Source organism: Mycobacterium sp. (genome assembly GCF_029961025.1).
GTDB lineage: Bacteria > Actinomycetota > Actinomycetes > Mycobacteriales > Mycobacteriaceae > Mycobacterium.
Genome location: NZ_JASBVP010000002.1, coordinates 31052 through 46786, shown reverse-complemented (window position 1 = coordinate 46786; position 15735 = coordinate 31052). Strand labels below are relative to the sequence as shown.

Genomic DNA, 15735 nt, shown 5'->3' with positions numbered 1-15735 from the left:
CCGCCGTCATCCCGCCGGGCACCGGTCAGTGCGGAACGATCCCCACCAGGCAGTGGGGAACATGCCGACAGTAGTAGTAGCCGTAGAGCGGAGCCGCAGCGGCCACCGACGCGAACACCGCGGACATCAGCGCGATGGCCAGCGCCGCGAGCAGCGGCCGGTCGGGCACCATCGCCAGCATCAGGCCCGTGACCGCGCAGACCACGATGTAGGCCAAAACGGCGAACACCGCCGGCCTCTTGTCGATCGCGTGGTACCACCAGGAGAACAGGCCAAGCCCGATCGCGGCCGCCGCGACCCACACCCCGGCGATCACCAGGATCAACTTCCACCACTTCAGGTAGTGGTAGCGGCCGGGCACGGCGACCGGCTGCGCCGGCAGCGGAATCGGCCCGGACGGCGGGGTGAGCGAGACCGCCGGTGCACCAGGGCCCGACTCCCCCTGCGGGGTGACGGCCGGAGCCCCGGCGGGATCGGGCTCTTCATGCTTGGGACGCGTCGCCCCCCGCGGGGCGGGCGCTACCTGCCCCGCGCCCGGCGGCGGTGGTGGCTGCGGCCAGGCTCCGGTGTCAAAGAGCGGGGTGTAGGGCTCGGTTTTCGGCTGTGACTCCTCGTCAGGCACCGCACACCGCCTGGATCGTGACGAGCACCCCGAACCACCCGGGCGCCACCGCCAGCACACATGCGCCCAGCGCGGTGATCCACCGGCGCCGGGACAACAGGATCAGCACCAGTCCGACGCCCACGGGCACACCGACCACCAGCGCGATAACCGCGTCCGGGCGGACCCGCGTCGGCACCAGCACGGTGGCCGCGCTTCCGGCCACCCATCCGGCAGCAATGCCGACCAGCATGGCGCCGGCCAGCAGCCAAGAACGGGGCAGCGGGATCACGGTGTTCGACCTTACTGCCGCTTTCGGGGATGAGGGTGGTACCGCTGCGGCGTGCCCCACCGGTGGCGGGGCGCGCCGCAACCACCCGGAACCGCCCCCGCCCCCCGGCCCCAGCGGTCACCACGGCAACAATGGGCTCATGCCCGGTGACGCAGCTGAGGACCGCTATCTGTGGCTGGAGGACATCACCGGCGAGGACGCGCTGAACTGGGTGCGTGCGCATAACGCGCGGACGGTGGCCGAGTTCTGCGACGGGGATGGTGAGTTCGAGCGGATGCGGGCCGAGGCGCTAGAGGTGCTCGACACCGACGCCCGCATCCCCTATGTCCGCCGCCGCGGCGAGTTCCTCTACAACTTCTGGCGTGACGCCGCTCACCCGCGGGGGCTGTGGCGGCGCACCACCTTGGACAGTTACCGTCGCGAGGTTCCGGACTGGGATGTGCTGATCGACGTCGACGCGCTCGCCAGGGCCGACGGCGAGAACTGGGTGTGGGCCGGGGCCAGCGTCATCGAACCCGACCACACCCGTGCGCTGATCGGCCTGTCCCGCGGCGGCTCGGACGCGGCTGTGGTGCGCGAATTCGACATGCTGACCCGCCGATTCGTTCCCGACGGGTTCGTATTGCCAGAAGCCAAGACCCGCATCAGCTGGGCCGACCCCGATACCGTTTTGGTAGGCACCGACTTCGGCGACGGCTCGCTGACCGAATCCGGTTACCCGCGGGTCGTCAAGCGATGGCGACGGGGCCGGCCACTGGCCGATGCCGAAACGGTGTTTGAAGGGGCACCGAGCGATGTGGTGGTGGCCGCGTCGGTGGATCGCACGCCCGGCTTCGAACGCACCCTTATCCGGCGGGCCCTGGATTTTTTCAACGACGAGGTGTACGAACTGCGCGGTCCGGAGCTCATCCGCATCGACGCTCCCACCGACGCAACGGTATCGGTGCATCGCCAATGGCTATTGATCGAGTTGCGCAGCGACTGGCTCACCGGTGCCGCCAGCTATCCGGCGGGCTCACTGCTGGCGGCCGACTATGACGAATTCCTCGGTGGCACTGCACGATTGAAGGTGGTTTTCGAACCCGACGAGCACACCTGCCTGCACCAGTACGCGTGGACCCGTGACCGGCTGATCATCGTCACCCTTCTCGACGTGGTCAGCCGCGTCGAGATCGTCACACCCGGCGGCTGGGAGCGCCGAGCGGTAACGGACATCCCGACGGCGAGCACCACGGTGATCGCCGCCGCCGACGATACCGGTGACGAGTTTTTCCTGGATTGCAGCGGGTTTGACACCCCATCGCGTTTGCTGCGCGGCGCCGCCGATGAGCCGCCGGCGCCGATCAAGTCCGCACCTGAGTTTTTCGACAGCAAAAACCTTTGCATCGCACAGTATTTCGCCACATCTGCGGATGGCACCGCGATCCCGTATTTCGTCGTGCGGCCCCGTGATGCGAGCGGACCCGGACCCACGCTGCTGGAGGGCTACGGCGGGTTTGAGGTGGCCCGCACCCCCGGGTACGACGGCGTGCTGGGCCGGCTTTGGCTGGCCCGCGGCGGCACCTACGCGCTGGCCAATATCCGCGGCGGCGGCGAGTACGGACCACGCTGGCATACCCAGGCGATGCGCGCGGGCCGGCACCATGTGGCCGAAGACTTCGCCGCGGTGGCAACCGATGTGGTGAACCGCGGCATCACCACGGTACACCGGCTCGCAGCGCAGGGCGCCAGCAACGGCGGGCTGCTCATGGGCGTCATGCTGACCAAATACCCCGAGTTGTTCGGGGCGCTGGTATGCCACGTGCCGCTGCTGGACATGCGCCGCTACCATCGGCTCTCGGCGGGTGCGTCGTGGGTGGCGGAATACGGTGATCCGGACGATCCGACCGAATGGGCTTTCATCGCCGAATACTCGCCGTACCACAACATTTCGGCGGATCGACGCTACCCGCCGGTGCTGATCACCACCTCCACCCGAGATGACCGGGTGCATCCGGGGCATGCCCGCAAAATGACGGCCGCCCTGCAAGCAGCGGGGCATCGGGTGTGGTACTACGAAAACATCGAAGGCGGGCACGCCGGCGCCGCGGACAATGCGCAGACCGCGTTCAAATCGGCGCTGAGCTTCGGGTTTTTGTGGCGCATGCTGACCGCCGGGGGGACCGGCGCGGGCTAACGCCAGGCCCGCCGCGTCAGCTCGGGGTGGCGCCCGCAAACTCGCGGCCGGCGGGTGCCTTCGGAGCCACTCGCGAGCGGGCGGGCCGGGTGCGCACGCGCTCCGGCCACCAAAACCAGCGGCCCAGAAGCGCGGCGACCGATGGGGTCATGAACGAGCGCACCACCAGGGTGTCGAACAGCAGGCCCATGCCGATGGTGGTGCCGACCTGGCCGATGACGCGCAGGTCGCTGACCACCATGGCCATCATGGTGAACGCGAACACCAGCCCGGCCGAGGTGACCACCGACCCGCTGCCGCCCATCGCGCGGATGATGCCGGTGTTCAGGCCGGCGTGGATCTCCTCTTTGAATCGCGCCACCAGCAGCAGGTTGTAGTCCGAGCCGACGGCCAACAAGATGATGACCGACATCGCCAGCACCATCCAGTGCACGTCGAGCCCGACCAGGTGCTGCCAGATCAGCACCGACAAACCGAACGCGCTTCCCAGCGACAGCAACACGGTTCCGACGATGACGGCGGCGGCGATCACGCTGCGGGTGATCACCAGCATGACGATGAAAATCAAGCACAGCGCTGAGATTCCGGCGATGATCAGGTCGTACATGGCACCGGTGGACATGTCTTGGTAAATGGGCGCGGTGCCGCCGAGGTAAACCTTGGAGCCTTCCAGCGGGGTCGCCTTGATGGCCTCGTGCACGGCGCGCTTCATCGGTTCGACGCGTGCAATACCCTCGGGGGACGCGGGATCGTCCTCGTGGAAGATGATCATCCGCACCGCGTGACCGTCCGGCGACAGGAACATCTTGATGCCGCGCTGGAAATCGGGGTTGTCGAAGGCTTCCGGGGGCAGGTAAAACGAGTCGTCGTTTTTCGCCTTGTCGAACGCGTGGCCCATCGCGGACTGGTTTTCCATCATCGCCTTCATCTGATTCTGCAGGCCGCCCATGGTTTGCTGCATCGTCAGCGTGTAGGTGCGCATGGTCTTCATGGTGGCGATCATCGGGGGTAGCAACGTAAGCATTTGGGGCATCAGCGAATCCAGCCGGTCCACGTCCGGCAGCAGATTCTGAAAGTCGTCGGTCATCGTGTCCACGCCGTCGATCGCGTCGAAGATCGACCGCAGCGCCCAGCAGATGGGAATGTCATAGCAATGCTTTTCCCAGTAGAAGTAGCTGCGGATCGGCCGGAAGAAATCGTCGAAGTTCGCGATCTCGTCCCGCAAATCCTGGATGTCGCCCAACATGCCGTGCATCTTGGTGTCCATGCTGTGGGTGGTTTGCGACATCTCGCGCATCAGCTCCAGCATTTTCTCCATCGTGTTGATCATCCGCTGCATGTCGTCGGCCATCTTCAGCATGTCGTTCATGCGATCGAGCATGTACTGCATGTTCAGCTGCTGGGTGGTGCCCTGCATACTGATCGCAAACGGGATCGACGCGTGGTCGATCGGGGTTCCCAGTGGCCGGGTGATGGCCTGCACCCGCCCGATGCCGGCCACCCGGAAGACCGCCTTGGCCACCTTGTCGATGACCAGGAAATCGGCCGGATTGCGCATGTCGTGATCGGTTTCCAGCAGCAGCAAATCCGGGTTCATCCGGGACTGGGAGAAATGCCGGTCGGCGGCCGCGTATCCCAGGTTCGCCGGGATGTCGGCGGGCATATAGGCCCGGTTGTCGTACCCGGGCCGGTAGCTGGGCAACGTGATCAAGCCGACCAGCGCGACCGCCACCGTCGCGGCCAGCACCGGCAGCGGCCAGCGCACGACCGCCGCGCCGATTTTTCGCCATCCCCGGATGCGCATCGCCCTCTTGGGCTCCAGCAAGCCGAAACGACTGGCCACCACCACGACCGCCGCCCCCAGCGTGAGGGCGGCGAAAACCACGACCAGCATGCCGATCGCCAGCGGAACACCCAGGGTCTGGAAGTAGGGCAGCCGGGTGAAGCGCAGGCAGAAGGTCGCGCCGGCGATCGTCAGGCCCGAGCCGAGGATCACGTGGCCCGTCCCGCGATACATCGTGTAGAACGCGGACTCCCGATCCTGGCCGAGCGTGCGGGCTTCCTGATAGCGGCCGAACAGGAAGATCGCGTAGTCGGTCGAGGCGGCGATGGCCAGCATCACCAGCAGATTGGTCGCGAACGTGGAGAGCCCGATGATCTTGTAGTAGCCCAGGAACGCCACCACGCCGCGCGCCGCCGCCAACTCCAGGAAGACCATCGTCATGACCAGCGCTACCGTGGCGATCGACCGGTAGACGAACAGCAGCATGACGATGATCACCACAAAGGTGAGCCCGGTGATGAATTTCAGGCTGCGGTCGCCGGCGATACGCTGATCGGCCAGCAGCGGGGCCGCCCCGGTCACGTAGGCTTTCACGCCCGGCGGCGCCGGGGTGGTGTTGACGATGTGCTGCACCGCGGCGACGGATTCGTTGGCCAGGCTCTCGCCCTGGTTGCCGGCCAGGTACACCTGCACATAGGCGGCCTTGCCGTCGGGGCTTTGCGACCCCGCCGCGGTTAGCGGATCGCTCCAGAAATCTTCGACGTTTTCGACGTGTTTGGTATCCGCCCGCAGCTTGGCGACCACGGTGTCGTAGAAGCGGTGCGCCGCGTCGTCGAGGGGTTGCTGGCCTTCCAGCACGATCATGGCCGAACTGTCGGATTTGAACTCGTGGAAGTCCTGTCCGACACGCTTCATCGCGATCATCGACGGCGCGTCCTGAGGGCTCATCGACACCGTGCGCATCTCGCCGACGACGTCCAGCTGAGGAACGGTGACGTTGAGCAGGATGGTGATCGCCAGCCAGCCCAGGATGATCGGTACCGCCAACCGGCGGATCCACCGCGGCAACCGGGCCCGCACCGCTGCTATCGGCGCCGGCAGAACGTCGGTCGGCGGGTCGCTCGTCGTCGCCGTCATGCGGATTTTACCAAGCAGAAGGTCTGGGCGTTCACGCCGGAGGAGATCCTTTCATCCTTGACCACGCCGTCTACGGTGATGCGGCAGCCGATGGTGTCGCTGTGGCCTTGCGCCACGATGACGGGGCTGACCGCCGGGTCGGTGGTCGACAATTGCAGCGACCACGGCAACGGCGCGCTGTCCACACGCTGGGGTGTGGCATTGAGATCCAGGTAATTGATGTCCGCCGCCGCGCCGCTCGGGCCGAAGATCTCGTAGATCACCACCTTGGGACGAAACGGCTTGGTGTCTTCGAACTTGACCGACGAGCCGCCGGCGTTGCCGTGCGCGCCGAAGTAGCCATGGACTCGGTACACGGTGAAGCCGCCGACGGCGACGACCGCCGCGATGAGCACCGGCATCCACACCCGTTTGAGAACACCAAGCATCACACCCTCGTTCTTCTTGTCGCTGCCTTTAATAGCTGGCGATGAATACCGCTTCAGCGCTTCCCGTCGGGCCGGCGCACGAACTCGACGGGCGGCTGGAGGAAGTCACCGGCGCCCATCGGATCGCCCGGGGCATCGGCCGGGCCCTCGAACGCTGCGCCGCCGGGATCCACTGAGGTGATGCGACTACCGAAGCGCGTCAGTCCATTGTTTTCCGGCCGCTTTTCTGGCCGCCGGCCCGGTCTCCTGCCATGTCCACCATCCTCCTTAACTATTGACGCATAGATTAGCTGATCTAATGTGCTGGCGCCAGAGACGCCAGAGCTGAGCGTCGGTAATGTCGGATCGTTACGGCGGGCGGACGGCGGTGGGGGGCAACAACGGACGGCTGTGTCGAGTCCGGTGTTACCACCGCGATTCAGCGATTCGTCCCGGATTGCCAGAGCCTGCTCAGGGCCGCGACGGACACCCCCAGCACCGTCAGCACGCCGCCGACGGCCAGCGTGAGGTCAAGCCACTGGTGCATGCCGGTTTCGGCATGGTTGGCCAAGACCTCGGCGATCTGGCCGATATCGCCGCCGCTGTGGTCGAGCGCATTGGTGACGCGGCGGTGTGCGACCGTGACGACCGCCCAGTCGACCGCCCCGGCCAGCAGCGCCGAGACGCCGAGGCCGGATAACGCCCGCCAGCGGCGGCGGGCAGCGGCCAGCGTTAGCAGCGCGGCGGTGGCGCTGAGCGCCGCCGCACCGATGCTCACCCGCGGACCCCAGCTGGTGAGGGGCCGTAATCTGCCGGGTTGCAATGTCTTTGACCGATCCACGGTCAACGGCACCGTCATTGTCGCGGGCGCCTGCACGTCGAAGTCGCTCAGCAGCTGCCGAAACGGATTGTCGTCGATCATGGGGGTCAGGTCGAGCACCCAGGAATCGGTGTTCGTGGGGGCCACGGCGCCGCCGAACAACCACTCGTGGGCCACCTTGCTCGCCTGCGCGAACCTCGGCGGAAACGACGGGCCGGCGGTGTAGGCACTGGCCACGTCGTGCACCAGTGAGCTGTCGTCGGGGCGTCCACCATGGGCGATGAGCGTCGTCACCCGGCTGGTGAGCACGGTTGCCATGGCCGACTGCAGGGTCGGATCCCCGGCGGCTTTGCGGGCGAGGGCCGCGTAACCGTCGGCATCGATCAGGTTGACCTGCACCCATGCCGTGGGGACCGCCACCGCCAGCGCCGCCGTGGTGGCTAGCCAGAGGACCATCGTTGCTGCGAATCGCACGTCGCCTCCCCCGGGACGGCCGCGTCGGGAGATGCCTCCCTAAAAGAAACCTACCCAGCCGGGCACCAGGCCCCGCCAGCGCCCGCCGGCTCACCGCGGCAACGCCGTCAGGGCACAATGCCGCGCACGTAGGCAGCCTGGCCCAGGTGCTGGGCGCAGTCGTCGATGATGCTGACCAGGCGCACACCCGCGGTCACCGGCGGGTCCCAGCGCCGGTCCACGATGCGCGACAGCTCCTCGACGGTCACGCCGGCAAGGTACTCCAGCGTGAGCTTGTGCACGGCGTGGTAGTAGCCCGATAGCAGCTCGGCCGGTGCCCGCACCTTCGCCACGTCTTCGGCGCCGTGCCCGTAACCGGTGTCGTCGCGCGGCAAATCCAGGCCGAACCGATCGACCCAGCCGTCGCGAGTCCACACCTGCTCGACACCCGCGATTTCGGCGACCTGGATGTCCTGCACCCGCGCGCTGTGCCAGATCAGCCACGCAATGCTGTTGGCGCTCGGCGTGGGCCGATAGCCGGACACCTCGGCGGTCAGTCCGTCGGTGAGCTCGTCGACATGCTCGATCAGGCGGGTGAACGCGTCGCGCAGCAACTCCCGGGCGGCGGCGGCGTCGGTGCTGGACATACCGGCGACCTTACGGCCCGCCCGGCGTTTCACGGAAGAGGCCCGGTGTTTCACGGAAGGCGGATCCGAGAGAGGACCCCAGGAGGTGCCCGTCGGGACGGGCGCGGGCCGGGGGTGCCGGCACGGCCGTAGATTATTTGGGTGAGCTATGACTTGGTGATCCGCAACGGCAGCATTGTCGACGGGTTGGGAGGCGAGCCGTACCGCGGTGACGTCGCGGTCCGCGATGGCGTCATCGTCGGTGTCGGCACGGTCGACGGCGAGGCGACCCGGGAGATCGACGCGACCGGGCTGCTGGTCACGCCCGGCTTCGTCGACTTGCACACCCACTACGACGGGCAGGCGATCTGGTCGGATCGGTTGACGCCGTCCTCGGCCCATGGGGTGACGACGGTGGTGATGGGCAACTGCGGGGTGGGTTTTGCGCCGTGCCGCCAAGAGGACCACGACGTGCTGGTCGACGTGATGGCCGGCGTCGAAGACATTCCCGGCGCGGTGATGACCGACGGTCTACCGTGGACCTGGGAGACTTTCCCCGAATACCTGGATGCGCTGGAGGCCGGCACCCGCGACATCGACGTGGCCGTCTATCTGCCGCATTCCCCGCTGCGGGTCTATGTCATGGGGCGACGCGGTGCCGACCGCGAGCCGGCGACCGCCGAGGACCTCGCGCGGATGCGGGCGCTGGCCACGGAGGCAATGCGGGCCGGGGCGCTGGGATTCGCGTCGTCACGGCTGATGATCCACAAGACCGCGAGTGGCTCGCAGATCCCGAGCTATGACGCCGCCCGCGAGGAGATCCTCGAGATCGCCAAGGGTGTTGCCGACGGGGGTGGCGGGTTGATCCAGTTCGTTCCCGACATTCCCGTCGGCGGGTACCAGCCGGTGTTGCAGCAGGTGTTCGACGTCGCCGAGGAGGTCGGCCTGCCGGTCACTTTCACGCTGGCGATCGGCAACGCCGGCGAGCCGGCGTGGCCGGACGCCATCACCATGATCGAGAACGCCAACAAAAAGGCGGGCGCCGACTCCCGTTTTACCGCACAGTTGTTGCCGCGCCCCATTGGTCTGGTGATCGGGCTGGAATTGTCCGCCAACCCGTTCGTGCTCTACCCCAGCTACCGTGAGATCGCGCACCTGCCGCTGCAGCGGCGGGTCGCCGAGATGCGCAAACCCGAGGTGCGTGCCCGTATTTTGGCCGACAAGCCCGGCCAGGGCCACCCGCTGCAGCATCTGGCCCAGGCCTGGGACTGGATCTTTCCGCTGGGCGACGAGCCCAACTATGAGCCCCGCCAATCCGACAGCATCGCGGCCCGCGCCCGCGCCCGCGGGGTACGCCCGATCGAGGAGGCCTACGACCGGCTGCTCGATGATGACGGGCACGCCATGCTGTTGGTGGCCGTGGGCAATCTGGTGAACTACTCGCTGGACACCGTCGGTGAGTTGCTGCACCGCGACGACGTGGTGCTCGGCCTGGGCGACGGCGGCGCGCACTACGGGATGATCTGTGATGCCAGCTTCCCGACGTACTGGCTCGCCCACTGGGCGCGCGACCGGGCATCCGGACGGTTTTCGGTGCCGGCGGCGGTCCGCGAACTCACTTCGGTGCCGGCCCGTGTCGCCGGGCTGGGCGATCGCGGCCGGATCGCCGTCGGCTACAAGGCCGACCTGAATGTCATCGACCACGCCCGGCTGCGGCTGCATAAGCCGGTCATCACCTACGACCTGCCCGCGGGTGGGCGCCGGCTCAACCAGACCGCCGACGGCTACCGGGCGACGGTGGTGTCCGGCCAGGTGATCGCTGAAAACGGGGTGCCCACCGACGCGCGCCCCGGCAGGCTGATCCGCGGTCGACGCCGACCCGGCGGCGCTGTGCGGTGATGTCCGGACGCCGCGGCGCGCCATCCGGCCACCGCCGACCCCCGCTCGGCAGCGCCGGATTCTCCCGCAGCCGAATACAGTTGTCCCCGTGAGTGCACAGGTGGATCTCGAGCGGTTGGCCGACGCTCTGAGCAATTACAGTTTTGCCTATCTCATCACCGTCAACGACGACTGGCGGGTGCGGGCGGTGGAAGTCGAGCCGATGTTTGACGGCCGGCTGTTCGATATCGGGCCGATCGGTGGACATACCCGCGAGAATTTGTCCCGGCTCGGCACCGCCACCCTGGTATGGCCGCCGCGAGATCCGGGCGACTATTCGCTGATCGTCGACGCCGACACCGAGACCGCCGTCGACGCCGACGCCGCCACGCCGGTGCGAATGGTGCCCACCCGTGCGCTCTTGCACCGTCCGCTGGCCGGCGACGAACCGACGTGTGCGAGCAGACACGCCTACGACTGCGTGGTATTCAGGGCACCCTCGTCGGCGACCGCCTAACCGAAGTCCGGAGGCGACAGCCGAAGCGACGAAAAAGCCCGGTCCCCAAGGGGACCGGGCTCCTTCGCGACTGGACCGGATTGTCCGGCTCCTCCTCGGGCCGCTGCGCGGCCCGCATCGTCGCCGACTGGACCGGATTGTCCGGCTCCTCCTCGGGCCGCTGCGCGGCCCGCATCGTCGCCGACTGGACCGGATTGTCCGGCTCCTCCTCGGGCCGCTGCGCGGCCCGCATCGTCGCCGAACTAGAAATCCATGTCGCCCATGCCGCCGCCTCCGCCTGGAGTGGCGGCCTTCTCCTTCTCCGGCTTGTCGGCCACGACGGCCTCGGTCGTCAGGAACAGCCCCGCGATGGACGCCGCGTTCTGCAGCGCCGAACGGGTGACCTTGACCGGGTCGGCGACACCGGCGGCCAGCAGATCCTCGTAGACACCGGTCTGCGCGTTCAGGCCGTGACCGGGCGGAAGGTTACGCACCTTCTCGGCCACCACGCCGGGCTCCAGCCCCGAGTTGAACGCGATCTGCTTCAGCGGAGCCTCCAGGGCCACCTTGACGATGTTGACGCCGGTGGCCTCGTCGCCCTCGAGCTTGAGCTCGTCCAGCGTTGGGGCCGCTTGCAGCAGCGTCACACCACCGCCGGCGACAATGCCCTCCTCGACGGCGGCCTTGGCGTTGCGGACCGCGTCTTCGATGCGGTGCTTGCGCTCCTTGAGCTCCACCTCGGTGGCCGCCCCCGCCTTGATCACCGCGACACCGCCGGCCAGTTTGGCCAGCCGCTCCTGCAGCTTCTCGCGGTCGTAGTCGGAGTCGCTTTTCTCGATCTCCTGGCGGATCTGGGCTACCCGCCCGGCGATGGCCTCCGGGTCACCGGCGCCCTCGACGATGGTGGTCTCGTCCTTGGTGACCACGACCTTACGGGCCCTGCCGAGCAGACTCAGGTCGGCGTTCTCCAGGGTGAGGCCAACCTCCTCGCTGATCACCTGGCCACCGGTGAGGATCGCCATGTCCTGCAGCATCGCCTTGCGGCGGTCACCGAATCCGGGAGCCTTGACCGCCACCGACTTGAAGGTGCCGCGGATCTTGTTGACGACCAGGGTCGACAGCGCCTCGCCCTCGACGTCCTCGGCGATGACCAGCAGCGGCTTGCCGGACTGGATGACCTTCTCCAACAGCGGCAGCAGATCCTTGATGGCCGACACCTTGGAGCTGACCAGCAGGATGTAGGGCTCCTCCAGGACCGCTTCCTGACGCTCGGGGTCGGTGACGAAATAACCCGAGATGTAGCCCTTGTCGAAGCGCATCCCCTCGGTGAGCTCCAGTTGCAGGCCGAAGGTGTTGGACTCTTCGACGGTGATCACACCCTCGTTGCCGACCTTGTCCATCGCCTCGGCGATCAAGTCGCCGATCGCCTGGTCGCCCGCCGAGATGGCCGCGGTGGCCGCGATCTGCTCCTTGGTCTCGACTTCCTTCGCGCCCTTGAGCAGGGTCTCGGTGACCTTCTCGACGGCCTGCTCGATGCCGCGCTTGAGGGCCAGCGGGTTAGCGCCGGCAGCCACGTTACGCAGCCCCTCCTTGACCAGCGCCTGGGCCAGCACCGTGGCCGTCGTCGTGCCGTCCCCGGCGACGTCGTCGGTCTTCTTGGCGACTTCCTTGACCAGCTCGGCGCCGATCTTCTCGTAGGGATCCTCCAACTCGATCTCCTTGGCGATCGACACGCCGTCGTTGGTGATCGTGGGGGCGCCCCACTTCTTTTCCAGGACGACGTTGCGGCCCTTGGGCCCCAGCGTCACCCGTACCGCGTCGGCGAGGCTGTTCAGGCCCCGCTCGAGGCCTCGGCGGGCCTCCTCGTCGTACGCAATTATCTTGGCCATTGCGAAGTGCTTCCTCCGGATCGCGGATGACACGTCTGTGGCCGGGTGCAGTGCCCGCGACGGACGACCACAGCTGAGCTGGATCTCACCGTCCCGACCTAGCACTCACCGGTCGCGAGTGCCAACTGCATTCTTAGCACTCGACCATGCCGAGTGCAAGAACATGTCGGGCGGGGCCGTCATGGCGCTTGGCATTCATCGACCCGTGATCTGCGTCGAGGTGGCGCCGACCGTTCGGCACCGATACGGCGGGGCGCGCGGCAGCGCCGCCCGGCGGTTTCGGCGCCCGAAAGTGCGGCCGGCCGATAATGGCGGGGTGCGCTCGGTCGAGGAACATCAACGCGTGGTCGCCGACCTGATCACCGCGCGCCGACCCGTGGCGATGCCCCTGGCCGACGCGGTGGGTCTGGTGCTGGCCGACGATGTGATCGCGCCGATACCGTTGCCGGTTTTCGACAACTCCGCGATGGACGGCTATGCCGTACGTGCCGACGAGGTAGCCTGGGCGAGCGCCGAGCGGCCGGTGAGCCTGCCGGTGGCCGACGATATTCCGGCCGGACGCACCGACATACCCACGCTCGAGCCGGGCACCGCGCACCGGATCATGACCGGCGCGCCGATGCCGGCCGGTGCCACCGCGGTGGTGCCGGTGGAGTCCACCGACGGGGGAACGGACACCGTGGCGATTCATGCCGCCGTCGACGAGGGACGCCACATCCGCCGGGCCGGCGAGGATGTCCGCGCCGGCGGCCTGGTGCTGCGGGCCGGACAGGTGGTGACCCCGGCGGTGGTGGGTTTGGCCGCGGCACTGGGATTGCCCGAGCTGCCGGTGATCCCCCGGCAGCGGGTGCTGGTGATTTCCACCGGGTCGGAACTGGTGACACCGGGCACGCCGCTGCGGGCGGGCCAGATCTATGAGTCCAACTCGATCATGCTGGCCGCGGCGGTGCGCGACGCGGGCGGGTTGGTCGTCGCCACCCCGACCGTCGGGGATGACGTCGCGCAATTCGCCGCCGCGCTGGATCGATTTGCCGGTGACGCCGATTTGATCATCACCAGCGGCGGGGTCAGCGCGGGCGCCTATGAAGTGGTCAAAGACGCGTTCGGGCGTGCCGGGGATCAGGGAGTGGAATTCGTCAAGGTGGCGATGCAACCCGGAATGCCGCAGGGCATCGGGAGGGTGGCCGGCACGCCGATCGTCACCATGCCCGGCAACCCGGTCAGCGCGCTGGTGTCCTTCGAGGTCTTCGTCCGTGCCGCATTGCGGCGAGCCATGGGCCTGCCGGTGCCGGAGCGGCCGCGACTCTCGGCGGTGCTCACCGAGACCTTGACCTCGCCGCGCGGCAGGCGGCAGTTCCGCCGCGGCGTGTTGGACGCCGCAGGCACGGCGGTCAGTGGGTGCGGGCCACCGGCCTCCCACCACCTGCGCTGGCTGGCCTCGGCCAACTGCTTGCTGGATATTCCCGAGGACGTCGTGGAGGTGCCCGCCGGGTCAGCGCTGCAGGTCTGGGATCTCAGGTAGGCGCCCCAGCCGCCCGGGCTCCGTAGGATGGCCGAGTGGCGCGCCGCCCCCTCTGCGACGACCCGGTTTTCACCCCCCAGCGCCTGCTGGGGCTGGCACGCCGGACGGTGCCCCGGGTGCACCCCGCGGGGCTGCCATTCATCGCCGCCGGTTTGGCGGTGGCCCTGGCGGGAGCGCGCGCCGGACGCGGCTACCGGTGGGTGCGCCGCGCGGGCCTGCTGACGGCGGGCGCGTGCGCGGGCTTCTTCCGCCACCCGCACCGGGTGCCGCCCACCCGCCCGGGTGTGGTGGTTGCCCCCGCTGATGGCCTGATCTGGGCGCTCGACACCGCGCCACCGCCCGCTGAATTGGGCCTCGGCGCCGCGCCGCTGCCGCGGGTCAGCATCTTTCTCTCGCTGTTGGATGCGCACGTGCAGCGGGCCCCGGTCGGCGGTGAGGTGCTCGCCGTGCGGCACCGGTCGGGCCGCTTCCGGCCGGCCGGCCTGGCCGCGGCCGGCAACGACAACGAGCGCACCAGCGTGCGGATCCGCACGTCCGGCGGTGCGGAGGTCGTCGTCGTGCAGATCGCCGGGCTCTTGGCGCGGCGCATCGTCTGCGATGTACGGGCCGGAGACAGGTTGTCCACGGGCGAGACCTACGGGCTGATTCGTTTCGGCTCTCGGCTGGACACCTACTTGCCGGCAGGGGCGGACGTGCTGGTCACCGTGGGCCAACGGGCGCTCGCCGGCGAAACCGTGCTGGCCCAGCTGCCATGATCGCCAAGCCCCGCGCCGGGCGGGTGGTTAAAGCGGTCAACCTGCGCATCCTGCCCAGCGCGATGAGCGTGCTGGCCATCTGCGCGGGCCTCACCGCGATCAGGTTCGCGTTGCTGCGCCAACCGCACGCCGCGATAGCGCTGATTGCCGCGGCTGCCATTCTCGACGGGCTGGACGGGCGGGTGGCGCGGCTCCTGGATGCCGAGTCGCGCATGGGTGAGCAGATCGACTCGTTGGCCGACGCGGTGAACTTCGGGGTGGCGCCGGCGATGGTGGTTTATGTGTCGATGCTGTCGGCTGCGCCGGCGGGTTGGGTGGCGGTGTTGCTGTATGCGGTCTGCATTGTGTTGCGGCTGGCCAGGTTCAACGCCTTGATCGAGGATCCCAGCCTGCCCGATTATGAGCGGGAGTTTTTCGTCGGAATGCCCGCCCCGGCCGCCGCGATCACCGTGCTGGGTCCGCTGGCCGCCACCCTGCAGTTCGGCGAGGGGTGGTGGAGTTCACCATGGTCGGTCGGTACGTGGCTGGCGGCTTGCTCGTTGCTGGTGGTCAGCAGGATCCCGATGAAGAAGATGCACGCCATCAAGGTGCCGTCGAACCTGGCGGCCCTGCTGCTGGCGGGGCTGGCGATCGTCGCGGCCGCCGCGGTCGTCGCCCCGTACCTTTTGATCCTGGTATTCATCGTCGCCTACCTGGGTCACATCCCGTTCGCCGTGCGCAGCCACCGTTGGGTGGCCGCGCACTCGGAGGCCTGGGGCGACAAACCCAGGCAACGGCGGGCCGCTCGCCGCGCCATCCGCCGGTCCCAGCCGCACCGCCGGTCGGTGGCGCGGCTGGGGCTGCGCAGGCCGGCCGGTTGAGAGCGCCGGGGAAAGCTCGGCAGCGCCCGCTCGCCGCCCG

General features: G+C 68.2%; 14 protein-coding genes. 7 read left to right on the top strand and 7 right to left on the bottom strand.

Features of this window, described 5'->3' with window-relative positions; all coding sequences use genetic code 11:
* Positions 1-25: 25 nt before the first annotated feature.
* Positions 26-622, bottom strand: a complete 597-nt coding sequence (locus QJR12_RS01000; protein ID WP_300575236.1) for a hypothetical protein — start codon at positions 620-622, stop codon at positions 26-28.
* Positions 615-893: a putative holin gene (locus QJR12_RS00995; protein WP_300575234.1), complete on the bottom strand. Its 279-nt coding sequence runs from the start codon at positions 891-893 to the stop codon at positions 615-617. The genes QJR12_RS01000 and QJR12_RS00995 overlap by 8 nt, the downstream gene beginning before the upstream one ends.
* A gap of 139 nt (positions 894-1032) precedes the next feature.
* Here QJR12_RS00995 and QJR12_RS00990 point away from each other — a divergent pair, with 139 nt between their 5' ends.
* Positions 1033-3069, top strand: coding sequence for a prolyl oligopeptidase family serine peptidase (locus tag QJR12_RS00990; protein WP_300575232.1), 2037 nt, complete (start codon positions 1033-1035; stop codon positions 3067-3069).
* A gap of 16 nt (positions 3070-3085) precedes the next feature.
* On the opposite strand, the gene QJR12_RS00985 is transcribed toward QJR12_RS00990, so the two are convergent.
* On the bottom strand, positions 3086-5989 hold the full coding sequence (locus QJR12_RS00985) for an MMPL family transporter (protein WP_300575230.1): 2904 nt from the start codon (positions 5987-5989) through the stop codon (positions 3086-3088).
* The gene (locus tag QJR12_RS00980; RefSeq protein ID WP_300575228.1) at positions 5986-6417 is read right to left on the bottom strand and encodes an MmpS family protein; all 432 of its coding nucleotides are present in this window, start codon (positions 6415-6417) and stop codon (positions 5986-5988) included. Before QJR12_RS00980 ends, QJR12_RS00985 begins: the two co-directional genes overlap by 4 nt.
* Positions 6418-6458: 41 nt before the next feature.
* Here QJR12_RS00980 and QJR12_RS00975 point away from each other — a divergent pair, with 41 nt between their 5' ends.
* A complete protein-coding gene (locus QJR12_RS00975) occupies positions 6459-6593 on the top strand; it encodes a hypothetical protein (RefSeq protein ID WP_300575226.1) in 135 nt (44 codons plus the stop codon).
* A gap of 242 nt (positions 6594-6835) precedes the next feature.
* Here QJR12_RS00975 and QJR12_RS00970 read toward each other — a convergent pair whose 3' ends face one another.
* Together QJR12_RS00970 and QJR12_RS00965 are read right to left on the bottom strand one after the other, a co-directional pair.
* Positions 6836-7690 carry a hypothetical protein gene (locus QJR12_RS00970; RefSeq protein ID WP_300575224.1) on the bottom strand — a complete coding sequence of 285 codons (855 nt, stop codon included), beginning with the start codon at positions 7688-7690 and terminating at the stop codon, positions 6836-6838.
* A 107-nt stretch (positions 7691-7797) separates the two neighbouring features.
* On the bottom strand, positions 7798-8316 hold the full coding sequence (locus QJR12_RS00965; protein ID WP_300575222.1) for a mycothiol transferase: 519 nt from the start codon (positions 8314-8316) through the stop codon (positions 7798-7800).
* 141 nt (positions 8317-8457) lie between these two features.
* Here QJR12_RS00965 and QJR12_RS00960 point away from each other — a divergent pair, with 141 nt between their 5' ends.
* Together QJR12_RS00960 and QJR12_RS00955 are read left to right on the top strand one after the other, a co-directional pair.
* Entirely contained in the window at positions 8458-10194 is a 1737-nt protein-coding gene (locus QJR12_RS00960; protein ID WP_300575220.1) for an amidohydrolase family protein, read from the top strand.
* An 88-nt stretch (positions 10195-10282) separates the two neighbouring features.
* Positions 10283-10690, top strand: coding sequence for a pyridoxamine 5'-phosphate oxidase family protein (locus tag QJR12_RS00955; RefSeq protein WP_300575218.1), 408 nt, complete (start codon positions 10283-10285; stop codon positions 10688-10690).
* A gap of 242 nt (positions 10691-10932) precedes the next feature.
* On the opposite strand, the gene groL is transcribed toward QJR12_RS00955, so the two are convergent.
* Positions 10933-12558: a chaperonin GroEL gene (groL, locus tag QJR12_RS00950; protein ID WP_300575216.1), complete on the bottom strand. Its 1626-nt coding sequence runs from the start codon at positions 12556-12558 to the stop codon at positions 10933-10935.
* 316 nt (positions 12559-12874) lie between these two features.
* On the opposite strand from groL, the gene glp reads away from it, so the two are divergent.
* From glp to pssA, 3 genes are read left to right on the top strand one after another with little or no spacing between them, the layout of a single operon-like run.
* On the top strand, positions 12875-14080 hold the full coding sequence (gene glp, locus QJR12_RS00945) for a gephyrin-like molybdotransferase Glp (protein ID WP_300575214.1): 1206 nt from the start codon (positions 12875-12877) through the stop codon (positions 14078-14080).
* A 35-nt stretch (positions 14081-14115) separates the two neighbouring features.
* Positions 14116-14835: a phosphatidylserine decarboxylase gene (locus QJR12_RS00940; RefSeq protein WP_300575212.1), complete on the top strand. Its 720-nt coding sequence runs from the start codon at positions 14116-14118 to the stop codon at positions 14833-14835.
* Positions 14832-15695 carry a CDP-diacylglycerol--serine O-phosphatidyltransferase gene (gene pssA / locus QJR12_RS00935; protein ID WP_300575210.1) on the top strand — a complete coding sequence of 288 codons (864 nt, stop codon included), beginning with the start codon at positions 14832-14834 and terminating at the stop codon, positions 15693-15695. The genes QJR12_RS00940 and pssA overlap by 4 nt, the downstream gene beginning before the upstream one ends.
* Positions 15696-15735 lie beyond the last annotated feature (40 nt).